The sequence below is a fragment of the Atlantibacter hermannii genome (genome assembly GCF_009907385.1).
Classification (GTDB): Bacteria; Pseudomonadota; Gammaproteobacteria; order Enterobacterales; family Enterobacteriaceae; genus Atlantibacter; species Atlantibacter hermannii_A.
In genome coordinates this window covers 1-12,931 of sequence record NZ_JAAATR010000019.1, presented here as the reverse complement: position 1 = coordinate 12,931, position 12,931 = coordinate 1, and the positions used below count along the sequence as shown (strand labels likewise).

The window sequence follows — 12,931 nt, the reverse complement described above, 5'->3', positions numbered from 1 at the left end:
TTTGCTGCAAAAAATGGGATAACACATGTCAGTATTGCAAATTTCGCAAGGCACGTTTCGCATTGGCGATACCCGTACCCTTGAGCTTGCCGGGCTAACCCTGCGCGCGGGTGAAAGCTGGGCGTTTGTCGGCGCCAACGGCAGCGGAAAATCGGCGCTGGCCCGGGCGCTCTCCGGGGAGCTGCCGCTGCTGAAAGGCCAGCGCGACTGCGGTTTCCAGCGCATCGTGCGCGTGTCGTTTGAGCAGTTGCAGAAACTGGTCAGCGAAGAGTGGCAGCGCAATAACACCGATTTGCTCGGCCCCGGCGAAGACGATACCGGCCGCACCACCGCGCAAATTATTCAGGAAGAGATCCACGATCCTGCCCGCTGTCAGGCTCTGGCGGAACGCTTCGGCATTACTCATCTGCTGGAACGGCGCTTTAAATATCTCTCTACCGGCGAAACCCGCAAAACCCTGCTGTGCCAGGCATTGATGCCTGATCCCGATCTGTTGATCCTCGATGAGCCTTTCGACGGCCTGGACGTGAAGTCCCGGGAACAGCTTGCCCTGCTGCTGGGCCAGTTAAACCGGGAAGGGCATACCCTGGCGCTGGTATTAAACCGGTTTGATGAGATCCCGGCGTTTGTCGAAAACGCCGGCGTGCTGGCGGACTGCGTGCTGACCGACGTGGGCAAAAAAGCGCAGCTGCTGGAGCAGGCGCTGATCGCCCAACTGGCGCACAGCGAAAAGCTGGCGGGCGCCGCCCTTCCCGAACCGGATGTGAGCACGCCGGTGACCCTGGCGCCTGACGTCCCGCGTATCGTCCTGCGCGATGGCGTGGTGTCGTATAACGATCGCCCGATCCTGCACAGGCTGAGCTGGACGGTCAATCCCGGCGAGCACTGGCAGATTGTCGGGCCGAACGGCGCGGGAAAATCCACCCTGCTGAGCCTGATAACCGGCGATCACCCCCAGGGTTACAGCAACGATTTAACGCTGTTTGGCCGCCGTCGCGGCAGCGGCGAAACTATCTGGGATATCAAAAAGCACATTGGCTATGTCAGCAGCAGCCTGCATCTTGATTACCGGGTGAGTACCACGGTACGTAACGTGATCCTGTCCGGCTATTTCGATTCTATCGGCATTTATCAGGCAGTGTCGGATCGCCAGCGCAAGCTCACCCGCCAGTGGCTGGATATTCTCGGCATCAGCGATAAAGTGGCCGATGCGCCATTCCAGAGCCTCTCATGGGGGCAGCAGCGGCTGGCGCTCATTGCCCGCGCGCTGGTCAAGCACCCCACCCTGCTGATCCTCGATGAGCCGTTACAGGGGCTCGATCCGCTAAACCGCCAGCTGGTGCGGCGTTTTGTCGATGTGCTGATCGGCGAAGGTGCCACCCAACTGCTGTTTGTCTCGCACCATGCCGAAGACGCGCCGGACTGTATTACCCACCGCCTGACTTTTGTGCCGGACGGTGAAATTTATCGTTATCAATTCGACGCACTGAAATAAGCATCTTTTGGGGGCGTCACGTCCCCCATTTTCAGACTAGCCGCATCTTCCTTTACCTAACCTGCTGTTTTACATTGCTTTTACGATGACGTGAAGCGGCGTGATATTTTAGTGTAAACGATTCCACTATTTTATCCGATATCACAGTTTACTGCCGTCTGTTATGCTAAGGTTAATACATACCATAAGCGTAATGGAGCCTGATATGAGAGTGTTAGTAACGGGTGGTAGCGGTTACATCGGCAGTCATACCTGCGTGCAACTGCTGCAAAACGGCCACGACGTCATCATCCTTGATAATCTCTGCAACAGTAAACGCAGCGTGCTACCGGTTATTGAAACCCTGGGCGGCAAACAGCCGATGTTTATCGAAGGGGATATTCGTAACGAAACCCTGCTGACCGAAATTCTGCACGATCACGCTATCGATACCGTGATCCATTTCGCCGGGCTAAAGGCCGTGGGCGAATCCGTCGCGAAGCCCCTCGAGTATTACGATAACAACGTCAACGGTACGCTGCGCCTGATTTCCGCCATGCGCGCCGCCAACGTCACCAATTTTATTTTCAGTTCGTCTGCCACGGTGTACGGCGACCAGCCGAAAATCCCCTATGTGGAAAGCTTCCCGACCGGCACGCCGCAAAGCCCGTATGGCAAAAGCAAGCTGATGGTGGAGCAAATTCTTACCGACCTGCAAAAAGCCAATCCGCACTGGAGCATCGCGCTATTGCGCTACTTCAACCCGGTCGGCGCGCACCCGTCAGGGGATATGGGCGAAGATCCCCAGGGTATCCCGAATAACCTGATGCCGTACATCGCCCAGGTGGCGGTGGGCCGCCGCGACTCGCTGGCGATTTTCGGCAATGACTACCCGACTGAAGACGGCACCGGCGTACGCGATTATATCCACGTGATGGATCTGGCCGACGGTCATGTTGCCGCAATGCAGCAGCTGGCGGGCAAACCGGGCGTGCATATTTACAACCTCGGCGCGGGTGTCGGCAGTAGTGTGCTGGACGTGGTCAACGCCTTCAGCAAAGCCTGCGGCAAGCCGGTGAATTACCACTTTGCGCCGCGCCGCGACGGCGATCTCCCGGCCTACTGGGCTGACGCCAGCAAAGCGGACAAAGAGCTGAACTGGCGCGTGACGCGCACGCTGGATGAAATGGCCCAGGACACCTGGCGCTGGCAGTCGCGTCATCCGCAAGGTTATGCAGATTAAGGAACGCAGATGGAAAAATTCAACCCGGTCGATCATCCGCATCGCCGCTATAACCCGCTGAGCGGGCAATGGATCCTGGTTTCCCCGCACCGCGCCAAGCGTCCGTGGCAGGGCGCGCAGGAGACGCCGTCCAGTGCGGTGCTGCCGTCCCACGATCCCGACTGTTTCCTGTGCCCGGGCAACGTCCGGGTAACCGGCGGTAAAAACCCGGATTACACCGGCACATACGTCTTTACCAACGACTTTGCGGCGCTGATGACCGATACGCCGGACGCGCCGGAAACCCAGGATCCGCTGATGCGTCTGGAAAGCGCGCGCGGCACCAGCCGGGTGATTTGCTTCTCGCCGGATCACAGTAAAACGCTGCCGGAACTGACCGTCGCGGCGCTGGAAGAGGTGGTCAGCACCTGGCAGGCGCAGACCGAAGAACTGGGGAAAACCTACCCGTGGGTGCAGGTGTTTGAGAACAAAGGCGCGGCGATGGGCTGCTCCAACCCGCATCCGCACGGTCAGGTGTGGGCTAACAGCTTCCTGCCCAACGAAGCGGCGCGGGAAGATAAGCTGCAGCGCGACTATTTCACCGAACACGGTCGTCCGATGCTGGTGGATTACGTTGAACGCGAGCGGGTGGACGGCAGCCGCACGGTGGTGGAAACCGAGCACTGGCTGGCAGTGGTGCCTTACTGGGCGGCCTGGCCGTTCGAAACCCTGCTGCTGCCGAAAGCGCACGTCACGCGTATTACCGAACTGAGCGATGGCCAACGCCGCGACCTGGCGCTGGCGCTGAAAAAACTCACCAGCCGCTATGACAACCTGTTCAGGTGCTCCTTCCCCTATTCCATGGGATGGCACGGCGCGCCGTTTACCGCAGACGATGCCGCGCCCTGGCAGTTGCATGCCCATTTCTACCCGCCGCTGCTGCGCTCCGCCACGGTGCGCAAATTTATGGTGGGCTATGAAATGCTGGCCGAAACCCAGCGTGATTTAACCGCTGAGCAAGCAGCCGAGCGCCTGCGCGCCGTCAGCGACATCCACTTTCGCGAGTCCGGAGAATAACAATGAGTCTGAAAGAGAAAACCCAATCCCTGTTTGCTGACGCGTTCGGCTACCCTGCCACCCACACTATTCAGGCGCCGGGCCGCGTCAACCTGATTGGCGAGCACACCGACTATAACGACGGTTTTGTGTTGCCCTGCGCCATTGATTATCAAACGGTGATTAGCTGCGCGGCGCGCGATGACCGTCAGGTACGGGTGATGGCCGCCGATTATGACAACCAAATCGACGAATTTTCGCTGGATGCGCCGATCCTCAGCCACGACTCCCAGCAGTGGTCCAATTACGTGCGCGGCGTGGTGAAGCATCTGCAACAGCGCGACCGCAATTTTGGCGGCGCGGATCTGGTGATCAGCGGCAACGTGCCGCAGGGCGCGGGGTTAAGCTCGTCGGCATCGCTGGAAGTGGCGGTCGGCACGGTATTCCAGCAGCTTTATCATCTGCCGCTGGACGGCGCGCAAATCGCCCTTAACGGCCAGGAAGCAGAAAACCAGTTTGTCGGCTGTAACTGCGGGATTATGGATCAGCTGATTTCCGCGCTGGGTAAAAAAGATCATGCCCTGCTGATCGACTGCCGCTCTCTGGGCACCAAAGCCGTGCCGATGCCGGAAGGCGTGGCGGTGGTGATTATCAACAGTAACTTCAAACGCACCCTGGTGGGCAGCGAATACAACACCCGCCGCGAACAGTGCGAAACCGGGGCGCGTTTCTTTACCCAGAAAGCGCTGCGCGATGTGAAGCTGGACCAGTTCAACGCGGTGGCGAATGAACTGGACCCGGTGGTGGCCAAACGCGTGCGCCACGTGCTGACCGAAAACGCCCGTACCGTTGAAGCCGCAGACGCGCTGGCGCGCGGCGATCTGAAACGCATGGGCGTGCTGATGGCGGAATCGCACGCCTCAATGCGCGACGATTTCGAAATCACCGTACCGCAAATCGATACCCTGGTTGAAATCGTCAAAGCCGTTATCGGCGATGAAGGCGGGGTGCGTATGACCGGCGGCGGCTTCGGCGGCTGCATCGTGGCGCTGATGCCGGAAGCGTTAGTGCCCGCGGTTAAAGAGGCGGTCGCTAATCAGTACGAAGCGAAAACGGGCATCAAAGAAACCTTTTACGTGTGCAAAGCATCAGAAGGAGCCGGACAGTGCTAAGAGAAACCACGGCGCTCGCCCCTGACGGGCTGCCTTATCGTCTCACCACCCTGCGCAACAGCGCGGGGATGGTGGTCACATTAATGGACTGGGGCGCGACGCTGCTGTCCGCGCGGGTGCCGATGAGCGACGGTACGGTGCGTGAAACCCTGCTCGGCTGCCCCTCACCGGAAGCGTGGCAAGACCAGACCGCCTTTTTAGGCGCCAGTATTGGCCGCTACGCTAACCGCATCGCCAAATCGACCTTTACGCTGGATGGCGAAACCTACACGCTGACGCCAAGCCAGGGTGAAAACCAACTGCACGGCGGGCCGGAAGGCTTCGATAAGCGCCGCTGGCTCATCGAACGCAAGAATGAATCGGAAGTGGTGTATACCCTCACCTCTCCGGATGGCGATCAGGGCTTCCCGGGCGAAGCGCGCGCATGGGCGCATTATACCCTGACGCAGGATAACCAGTTGGTGATTGAATACCGTGCCACGGTGGATAAGCCGTGCCCGGTGAACCTGACCAATCACGCCTATTTCAACCTGGATGGCGCGCAGGGTGACGTGCGGAATCACCGCCTGCAACTGTTTGCCGACGCGTATCTTCCGGTAGACAGCATGGGCATTCCGACGCGCGGCCTGACCAAAGTGGCGCTGACCAGCTTTGATTTCCGCCAGCCAAAAGTTATCGCGCAGGAGTTTATGAGCGATGCCGATCAGCAGCAGGTTAAAGGCTACGATCACGCGTTTTTATTGCAGGCCAAAGGCGACCTGTCCCAGCCTGCGGCGCACTTATGGTCAAGCGATGAAAAACTGCAGATGACGGTATTTACCACCGCCCCTGCCCTCCAGTTTTATTCGGGGAATTTCCTTGAAGGTACACCGGCGCGTGAGCAAGGCAATTATTCTGCCTGGCAAGGCCTGGCGCTGGAGAGTGAATTCCTGCCGGATAGCCCAAACCACCCGGAATGGCCGCAGCCGGACTGCGTATTGCGTCCCGGCGAAGAGTACCGCAGCGTGACGATTTATCAGTTCAGCGCGCAATAACCGCTAAGCCCTCTCTTCATGGAGGGCTTTTTTTCGCCATATCGCTGATTTTCTGCTCTTTGCGCGACAAAATCATAACCCTGACGTCACATCCGCCTTACACTCCGCCGCTATTTTCGCTATGTTAGAGAATTAGCGTTGCCGCTGTCACAAACTCGGCAATATAATGATTATTGTTATCATTTAACCCAGGAGTAAATCTATGGCTGTTACTAAGCTGGTACTGGTTCGTCACGGCGAAAGTCAGTGGAACAACGAAAACCGCTTCACCGGTTGGTATGACGTTGACCTGTCTGAAAAAGGGGTTGGCGAAGCAAAAGCAGCGGGTAAACTGCTGAAAGAAGAAGGCTTCAGCTTTGATTTTGCTTACACTTCTGTGCTGAAACGCGCCATCCATACCCTGTGGAATGTTCTGGATGAGCTGGACCAGGCATGGTTGCCGGTTGAGAAGTCCTGGAAACTTAACGAACGCCATTACGGCGCGCTGCAGGGCCTGAACAAAGCGGAAACCGCCGAAAAATACGGCGACGAGCAGGTCAAACAGTGGCGTCGCGGTTTTGCGGTCACTCCGCCGGAACTGACCCGTGACGACGAGCGTTACCCGGGCCACGATCCGCGCTATGCAAAACTGACCGAGAAAGAGTTGCCGCTGACCGAAAGCCTGGCGCTGACCATCGATCGCGTTATTCCTTACTGGAATGAAACCATTCTGCCGCGTCTGAAAAGCGGCGAGCGCGTGATTATTGCCGCACACGGTAACTCCCTGCGTGCGCTGGTGAAGTACCTCGACAATATGGGCGAAGACGAAATTCTTGAACTGAACATCCCGACCGGCGTGCCGTTGGTATATGAGTTTGACGAAAACTTCAAGCCGATTAAACACTACTATCTGGGTAACGCTGACGAGATCGCTGCGAAAGCTGCGGCGGTAGCCAACCAGGGTAAAGCGAAGTAATCCCCTGCGGAATACAAAAAAGGCGTGGTCGCGACCACGCCTTTTTTATTACCGCTGACCCGTCCTGAATAGCGCTTATGCGCGACGGGCTTTCACCGCTGCGGACAGCTGGTTGAGCAGGGTTTCGGTAGCGTCCCAGCCGATGCAGGCGTCGGTTACGCTCTTGCCATACACCAGCGGTTCGCCGCTCTCCAGGCTCTGATTGCCTTCCACCAGATGGCTTTCAATCATCACGCCCATGATGGCTTTTTCACCGTTGGCGATCTGCTGACAAACGTCTGCGCCCACTTCCATCTGCTTCTGGAACTGTTTGCAGGAGTTAGCATGGCTGAAATCGATCATCACCTGCGGCGTTAAGCCCGCTTTGGTGAGGCCGGTTTTGACTTCCGCCACATGCGCCGCGCTGTAGTTAGGCTCTTTACCGCCGCGCAGAATGATATGGCAGTCGCCGTTGCCGCTGGTATTCACAATGGCGGAGTGGCCCCACTTGGTTACCGACAGGAAGCAGTGCGGCGCGCTGGCAGCGTTGATGGCGTCGATAGCAACTTTAATGGTGCCGTCGGTGCCGTTTTTGAAGCCAACCGGGCAGGACAGTCCCGACGCCAGTTCGCGGTGTACCTGAGATTCGGTGGTACGCGCGCCGATGGCGCCCCAGCTCATTAAATCCGCCAGATACTGCGGCGTAATCATATCCAGGAACTCACCGGCAGCCGGTAAGCCTGAATCGTTGATGTCCAGCAGCAGCTTACGGGCGATACGCAGACCGTCGTTAATCTGGAAAGAGTTATCCATATGCGGATCGTTTATCAGCCCTTTCCAGCCCACCGTGGTACGCGGCTTTTCAAAATAGACGCGCATGACCACTTCAAGCTCGCCCTTCAGGCTTTCGCGCAGATTCAGCAGACGAGCAGCGTACTCTTTTGCAGCTTCAGGATCGTGAATCGAACACGGGCCGATCACCACCAGCAGGCGATCGTCATGGCCTTTCAGGATCTGATGAATAGCCTGACGTGATTGAGAGACAGTCTCAGCGGCTTTTTCTGTGGCGGGAAACTTTTCTAACAGCGCAACAGGAGGCAATAACTCATTGATAGTATTAATTCGTAAATCGTCGTTCTGATAATTCATGATCTTTCCAGTGGATCTCTACAATTTCGAGTAAGTGCAATCCCTTCAATCTATCTCGTCACGCCCGAAGTGTAAACGCGCTTTTACACTTCGGGCAGAAAATTCCTGGAAATGACTTAATAAACGCCAGAAAGTAGCGAAAAGCGCGATCGAGTCTACAATTTTTACTTGTAACCACTCTGTTTTTGCCTTTTTCCGAAATTGCATGCTGACTTATGCCTTGGCTGCAAATTTTTTAACTTAGCTTCAGATTATTGCCAGCACAATCTGACGTAACGTTGGAAGAAAACTTTCCAGCACGATGACTAAAACAGGAGCATGACGATGAACAAACTGACTGCATTGATTCTTAGCGCAACGCTCTCTTTAGCCAGTGGCGCGGCTCTGGCCGCAGAAACTAACGCCAACTCCACCGATAACAATGGCCCGGCTAACGCCGCAGCCAGCGCCGGGGTAGGCACGCCGGAAGCGAATCAGAATATCGCTCCGAAAGGTGTTGATAGCAATGACATCAATACCAGCAACAAGAATATGAGTAACTCAGGGACCACTGGCACCAATATGGGGAACTCAGGCACCGGGACCACCGGTACGGGCACAGGCGGCACTATGCTGCATCCTGACACCAGCAACACGAACAGCGCGACCTCTGGTGGCCCAACTTCCGCCGATGAGATCCATAAAAACACCCAGTGTAAAGACGGTAAATGTCCTGATATCAACGATAAAGTTGAAACCGGTCAGGGTGGTGACAACGTCAATCCCAACACTGACGGTACCACTCACTAATTCATAGTGATTGATACAAAGGAGAGCTTTCGCTCTCCTTTATTTTTGGTAACTTAACCTGATCATTCATGGATGCTAACAAGAAATCAGGTCGCTATGGCTCACTCACACGCTCATTCACCCGCTTCCGACAGTAACGGCAACAGCAAAAGGCTGCTGGCCGCATTTGTCGTCACCGCCACCTTTATGGTACTCGAGGTCATCGGCGGATTGATTTCCGGCTCGCTGGCCCTGCTCGCCGACGCCGGGCATATGCTCACTGACGCCGCCGCACTGCTGTTTGCCTTTCTCGCGGTGTACTTCGCCCGCCGCCCGCCAAATAACCAGCACACTTTCGGCTGGCTGCGCCTGACCACCCTTGCCGCGTTTATTAACGCCATCGCGCTGGTGCTGATCACTGTGCTCATCGTGTACGAGGCGTTCGTGCGTTTTTATCATCCGCAGCCGATCGCCGGAAAAACGATGATGGTGATTGCCGTCGCCGGGTTGTTCGCCAATTTACTGGCGTTCTGGATCCTGCATCGCGGCAGCGAAGAGAAAAATATGAACGTGCGCGCCGCTGCGCTGCATGTGCTGGGCGATTTACTGGGTTCGGTGGGCGCGATTATCGCCGCGCTGGTGATCCTGTGGACCGGCTGGACGCCCGTTGACCCAATATTATCGGTGCTGGTCTCCTGCCTGGTATTACGCAGCGCGTGGCGATTGCTTAAGGAAAGCGTGAACGAGCTGCTGGAAGGCGCGCCAAAAGCGCTGGATATCGCCGCGCTGAAACGCAACCTCAGCCGTTCAATCCCTGAAGTGCGCGACGTGCATCATGTGCACATCTGGCTGGTGGGAGAAAAACCGGTAATGACGCTGCATGTTCAGGTGATCCCGCCGCACGATCATGACGCGCTGTTAGGCCGCATCCACCACTTCCTTGAACACGAGTATCACGTCGAGCATGCAACGGTGCAGATGGAATACCAGCCCTGTCGCGGGCCGGATTGCCATCTGTACCAGTCAACGCCGGATGCGCACCACCACCATCATCATTAATTCAATGCCCGTGAGCCATGCTCGCGGGCAGATTTAATCCACATCCGGCTGCCGTTGAGGGCGATAAAGGTCAGAATCAAATACTCGAGCGACATCGCCAGCACGCCCTGCAACGCGAAGATCACCACGCTGATGACGTTAATTATCACCCAAAGTAGCCAGTTCTCGACGTATTTACGGGTCATCAGGATCATCGCCACAATCGACAGCACCATCATGCAGGAATCCCAGAACGGGAAGGCATCCGGCTGGAGTTCCGGTTGGGTCACATTCAGGCCCAGCGCCTGCATAAGCGATACCGCCACCCGGGTCAGGAAACCAAACACCGGATCGATATATACCGTCATCAAACCAATCGCCACCACACAGGCGGCCAGCCAGCCGATGGCTTTCGGCAACGGCAGCCAGCGAATTTTAAGCAGCGCTTCGTTGTTATTGGTTTGCCGGGACCAGGCGTACCATCCATAGATATTGGCAACAAAGAAGAAGAGCTGGAGCAGCAGGCTGGCGTAGAGTTGGATCTGGAAGAAAATCACCGCAAACAGCGTGACGTTAATCAGGCCAAAAAAGTAGTTGATGATCTTCTCGAGGCTCGCCAGCCAGATGCACAGCAGCCCGGCGACGGTGCCAATGGCTTCGATCCATGACAGCGAATAGCCGCCGGTCCCAATCGGAATGTGAACCAGGATATTCTGAACGCTAAAAAAATCCATATTTTCCCCAGAGCGTACTGTAATACGCGTCGTTTGTTATCAAGATTAACGACGAAGTGTAGCCGCAAAATCCAACATGCGGTTAAGCGGCACCAGCGCGCCCTCACGCAGCGCGGCATCCACATGGATCTCGTGGGCGCTGCCGCCCGCTTCCAGCCCTTCCGCAATGGCCTGAAGGCCATTCATCGCCATCCACGGGCAGTGAGCACAGCTGCGGCACGTCGCCCCTTCCCCTGCCGTCGGCGCTTCCAGCAACTCTTTCTCCGGGCAGGCCTGCTGCATTTTGTAGAAGATACCGCGATCGGTAGCCACAATCAGCTGCGGGTGCGGCAGCGTTTTGGCCGCGGCGATAAGCTGGCTGGTCGATCCCACGGCATCGGCCATATCAACAATCGCCTGTGGGGATTCCGGATGAACCAGCACCGCGGCCTGCGGATAGAGCGCTTTCATGCGCGTCAGCGCCTGGGTTTTAAACTCATCATGCACGATACAGGCACCCTGCCAGCACAGAACGTCTGCGCCAGTCTGCTTTTGCACGTAATGACCAAGATGACGGTCCGGAGCCCAGATGATTTTTTCGCCCAGGCTGTCGAGATGCTCGATTAACTCCACCGCAATACTGGAAGTCACCACCCAGTCGGCGCGCGCTTTTACCGCTGCTGAGGTGTTGGCGTACACCACCACGGTGCGATCCGGGTGTGCGTCGCAGAATGCGCTGAATGCCTCAATCGGGCAGCCTAAATCCAGCGAGCATTCCGCCTGCAGTATCGGCATCAGGATGGTTTTTTCCGGGCTGAGGATTTTTGCGGTTTCGCCCATAAACCGCACGCCTGCGACCAGCAACGTTGAAGCGGGATGATGTGCGCCGAAGCGCGCCATTTCCAGCGAATCGGAAATACAGCCGCCGGTTTCTTCGGCCAGCGCCTGGATTTCCGGGTCGGTGTAATAATGCGCCACCATTACCGCATCGCGCTCTTTCAACAGGCGTTTGATTTTCTCTTTATAGAAAACCTTTTCGTCATCGCTTAGCGGACGCGGCTTAGGTGGGAACGGATAAATGGCATCTTCAGGTCTAAACATTACGCTCATCATGCAATCTCGTTTTACTGGCTGAACCATTTGACGGTTACGAAGCCCGATTCCTGTCAGAAAAGGCAGGATTGTTTTATATGCTAAACAAGATAGCCGATCGTGCAGCAAAAGTCGTGTGGAAAATACGCGGACACAACAATCTGGCGGGTCGTGGCTGATGTGGCTACCCACCAGATTTAGGGATGCCTGAAAAGGCCATTTACTGTTCTTTGAGAATGTTCTGTGTTTCAACTCATAAACAGAAAAGTAACAATTTTCTTCGCCCGGGATGAGGTGGAAGTTTTTATTGAGTAAAGGACCGGCTCGCCCAGGGAAAATACAAACGGCACACGAAAGGATTAACAACAATGAAAAAGGTATCTCTGGCGATTTTATTCGTAAGCGGGATGGTAAGTGGCGCAGCGCTGGCGGATAACCATACGTTTTCAGTAGGTTATGCGCAAAGCAAGGTTGAGGATTTTAAAAACATCCGTGGCGTTAATGTTCAGTACCGTTATGAATTTGATTCGCCGGTAAGCTTTCTGGGCTCTTTCACTTATATGAAAGGTGATGATGACCAGAATTATTATCTCGCCTCTGACTATATTCAGAACCACGTTGAAGCGAAATATTATTCCCTGTTAGTGGGTCCGGCTTACCGTATTAATGAGTATGTTTCCCTGTATGCGCTGGGCGGCGTAGCGCGCTCAAAAGCGGAAGGCCGTACCACCTGGCATAACGCAGGCGACGGCTATGTTGGCCGCGACAGCATTTCTGAAAAATCCACTTCATTTGCGTATGGCGCAGGGGTGATCTTTAACCCGGTGGAAAACTTCTCGGTTAATGTCGGTTATGAAGGCACTAATGCAGACCTGGAAGGCAGCCGCTCAATTAACGGTTTTAACGTTGGGGTGGGTTACCGCTTCTGATACGTTATAGGGGCTACAGACAGCAAAAAAGCGCCTTTAGGGCGCTTTTTTGCATTGGTGGGTCGTGCAGGATGACTCGCTTCGCTCGCCCTCCGGGCCGTCGCCGCAAGCGGCTCCGTTGTCTCACTACGTTCGACACGAACCTGCGGCAGGTTCGAATTTTTGACATCGCAAATAGCAAAAAAGCGCCTTTAGGGCGCTTTTTTGCATTGGTGGGTCGTGCAGGATTCGAACCTGCGACCAATTGATTAAAAGTCAACTGCTCTACCAACTGAGCTAACGACCCTTTCGGGAAAGGCTGCCGCAAAATGTTTTCAGAGTGGTGGGTCGTGCAGGATTCGAACCTGCGA

General features: G+C 55.9%; 12 protein-coding genes, 1 tRNA gene and 1 other RNA gene. 9 read left to right on the top strand and 5 right to left on the bottom strand.

Annotation, left to right across the window (positions count from 1 at the left end; genetic code table 11):
- The first annotated feature begins 25 nt into the window (after positions 1–25).
- The 6 genes from modF to gpmA all read left to right on the top strand — a co-directional run bounded on the left by modF (position 26) and on the right by gpmA (position 6,913).
- Positions 26–1,495 (top strand): molybdate ABC transporter ATP-binding protein ModF, encoded by a 1,470-nt coding sequence (modF, locus tag GV764_RS06595; protein WP_161659462.1) that lies wholly within the window; start codon positions 26–28, stop codon positions 1,493–1,495.
- Positions 1,496–1,700: 205 nt separating this feature from the next.
- Entirely contained in the window at positions 1,701–2,717 is a 1,017-nt protein-coding gene (galE, locus tag GV764_RS06590; RefSeq protein ID WP_161659461.1) for a UDP-glucose 4-epimerase GalE, read from the top strand.
- Positions 2,718–2,726: 9 nt separating this feature from the next.
- Positions 2,727–3,773 carry a galactose-1-phosphate uridylyltransferase gene (gene galT, locus GV764_RS06585; RefSeq protein WP_161659460.1) on the top strand — a complete coding sequence of 349 codons (1,047 nt, stop codon included), beginning with the start codon at positions 2,727–2,729 and terminating at the stop codon, positions 3,771–3,773.
- A 2-nt stretch (positions 3,774–3,775) separates the two neighbouring features.
- Positions 3,776–4,924 carry a galactokinase gene (gene galK, locus GV764_RS06580; protein WP_161659459.1) on the top strand — a complete coding sequence of 383 codons (1,149 nt, stop codon included), beginning with the start codon at positions 3,776–3,778 and terminating at the stop codon, positions 4,922–4,924.
- The gene (gene galM, locus GV764_RS06575; protein WP_161659458.1) at positions 4,918–5,958 is read left to right on the top strand and encodes a galactose-1-epimerase; all 1,041 of its coding nucleotides are present in this window, start codon (positions 4,918–4,920) and stop codon (positions 5,956–5,958) included. Before galK ends, galM begins: the two co-directional genes overlap by 7 nt.
- A 202-nt stretch (positions 5,959–6,160) precedes the next feature.
- Positions 6,161–6,913: a 2,3-diphosphoglycerate-dependent phosphoglycerate mutase gene (gene gpmA / locus GV764_RS06570; protein ID WP_125292487.1), complete on the top strand. Its 753-nt coding sequence runs from the start codon at positions 6,161–6,163 to the stop codon at positions 6,911–6,913.
- Between the two features lie 75 nt (positions 6,914–6,988).
- On the opposite strand, the gene aroG is transcribed toward gpmA, so the two are convergent.
- The gene (gene aroG / locus GV764_RS06565) at positions 6,989–8,041 is read right to left on the bottom strand and encodes a 3-deoxy-7-phosphoheptulonate synthase AroG (RefSeq protein WP_161659457.1); all 1,053 of its coding nucleotides are present in this window, start codon (positions 8,039–8,041) and stop codon (positions 6,989–6,991) included.
- 318 nt (positions 8,042–8,359) lie between these two features.
- Between aroG and GV764_RS06560 the strand changes: the two genes are divergently transcribed.
- Together GV764_RS06560 and zitB are read left to right on the top strand one after the other, a co-directional pair.
- A complete protein-coding gene (locus GV764_RS06560) occupies positions 8,360–8,830 on the top strand; it encodes a protein YbgS (protein WP_161659456.1) in 471 nt (156 codons plus the stop codon).
- 96 nt (positions 8,831–8,926) lie between these two features.
- A complete protein-coding gene (zitB, locus tag GV764_RS06555; RefSeq protein ID WP_161659455.1) occupies positions 8,927–9,868 on the top strand; it encodes a CDF family zinc transporter ZitB in 942 nt (313 codons plus the stop codon).
- Here the strand turns inward: zitB and pnuC are convergent.
- Positions 9,865–10,581 carry a nicotinamide riboside transporter PnuC gene (gene pnuC, locus GV764_RS06550; RefSeq protein ID WP_161659454.1) on the bottom strand — a complete coding sequence of 239 codons (717 nt, stop codon included), beginning with the start codon at positions 10,579–10,581 and terminating at the stop codon, positions 9,865–9,867. The two genes, zitB and pnuC, sit on opposite strands and share 4 nt — an antisense overlap.
- 45 nt (positions 10,582–10,626) lie before the next feature.
- Complete coding sequence (gene nadA, locus GV764_RS06545) at positions 10,627–11,670, bottom strand: quinolinate synthase NadA (RefSeq protein WP_161659499.1); 1,044 nt, start codon at positions 11,668–11,670, stop codon at positions 10,627–10,629.
- 350 nt (positions 11,671–12,020) lie between these two features.
- Here nadA and GV764_RS06540 point away from each other — a divergent pair, with 350 nt between their 5' ends.
- On the top strand, positions 12,021–12,581 hold the full coding sequence (locus GV764_RS06540) for an Ail/Lom family outer membrane beta-barrel protein (protein WP_161659453.1): 561 nt from the start codon (positions 12,021–12,023) through the stop codon (positions 12,579–12,581).
- A gap of 55 nt (positions 12,582–12,636) precedes the next feature.
- On the opposite strand, the gene GV764_RS06535 is transcribed toward GV764_RS06540, so the two are convergent.
- Positions 12,637–12,762, bottom strand: a non-coding RNA gene (locus GV764_RS06535) — RtT sRNA.
- A gap of 29 nt (positions 12,763–12,791) precedes the next feature.
- A tRNA-Lys gene (locus tag GV764_RS06530) sits at positions 12,792–12,867 on the bottom strand.
- Between the last annotated feature and the right edge of the window lie 64 nt (positions 12,868–12,931).

What these genes read in the sequence shown, in the direction of transcription:
- modF (WP_161659462.1), top strand. Translation starts at nt 26, where the DNA reads ATGTCAGTATTGCAAATTTCGCAAGGCACGTTTCGCATTGGCGATACC.
- galE (WP_161659461.1), top strand. Translation starts at nt 1,701, where the DNA reads ATGAGAGTGTTAGTAACGGGTGGTAGCGGTTACATCGGCAGTCATACC.
- galT (WP_161659460.1), top strand. Translation starts at nt 2,727, where the DNA reads ATGGAAAAATTCAACCCGGTCGATCATCCGCATCGCCGCTATAACCCG.
- galK (WP_161659459.1), top strand. Translation starts at nt 3,776, where the DNA reads ATGAGTCTGAAAGAGAAAACCCAATCCCTGTTTGCTGACGCGTTCGGC.
- gpmA (WP_125292487.1), top strand. Translation starts at nt 6,161, where the DNA reads ATGGCTGTTACTAAGCTGGTACTGGTTCGTCACGGCGAAAGTCAGTGG.
- aroG (WP_161659457.1), bottom strand. Translation starts at nt 8,041, where the DNA reads ATGAATTATCAGAACGACGATTTACGAATTAATACTATCAATGAGTTA.
- GV764_RS06560 (WP_161659456.1), top strand. Translation starts at nt 8,360, where the DNA reads ATGACGATGAACAAACTGACTGCATTGATTCTTAGCGCAACGCTCTCT.
- zitB (WP_161659455.1), top strand. Translation starts at nt 8,927, where the DNA reads ATGGCTCACTCACACGCTCATTCACCCGCTTCCGACAGTAACGGCAAC.
- pnuC (WP_161659454.1), bottom strand. Translation starts at nt 10,581, where the DNA reads ATGGATTTTTTTAGCGTTCAGAATATCCTGGTTCACATTCCGATTGGG.
- nadA (WP_161659499.1), bottom strand. Translation starts at nt 11,670, where the DNA reads ATGAGCGTAATGTTTAGACCTGAAGATGCCATTTATCCGTTCCCACCT.
- GV764_RS06540 (WP_161659453.1), top strand. Translation starts at nt 12,021, where the DNA reads ATGAAAAAGGTATCTCTGGCGATTTTATTCGTAAGCGGGATGGTAAGT.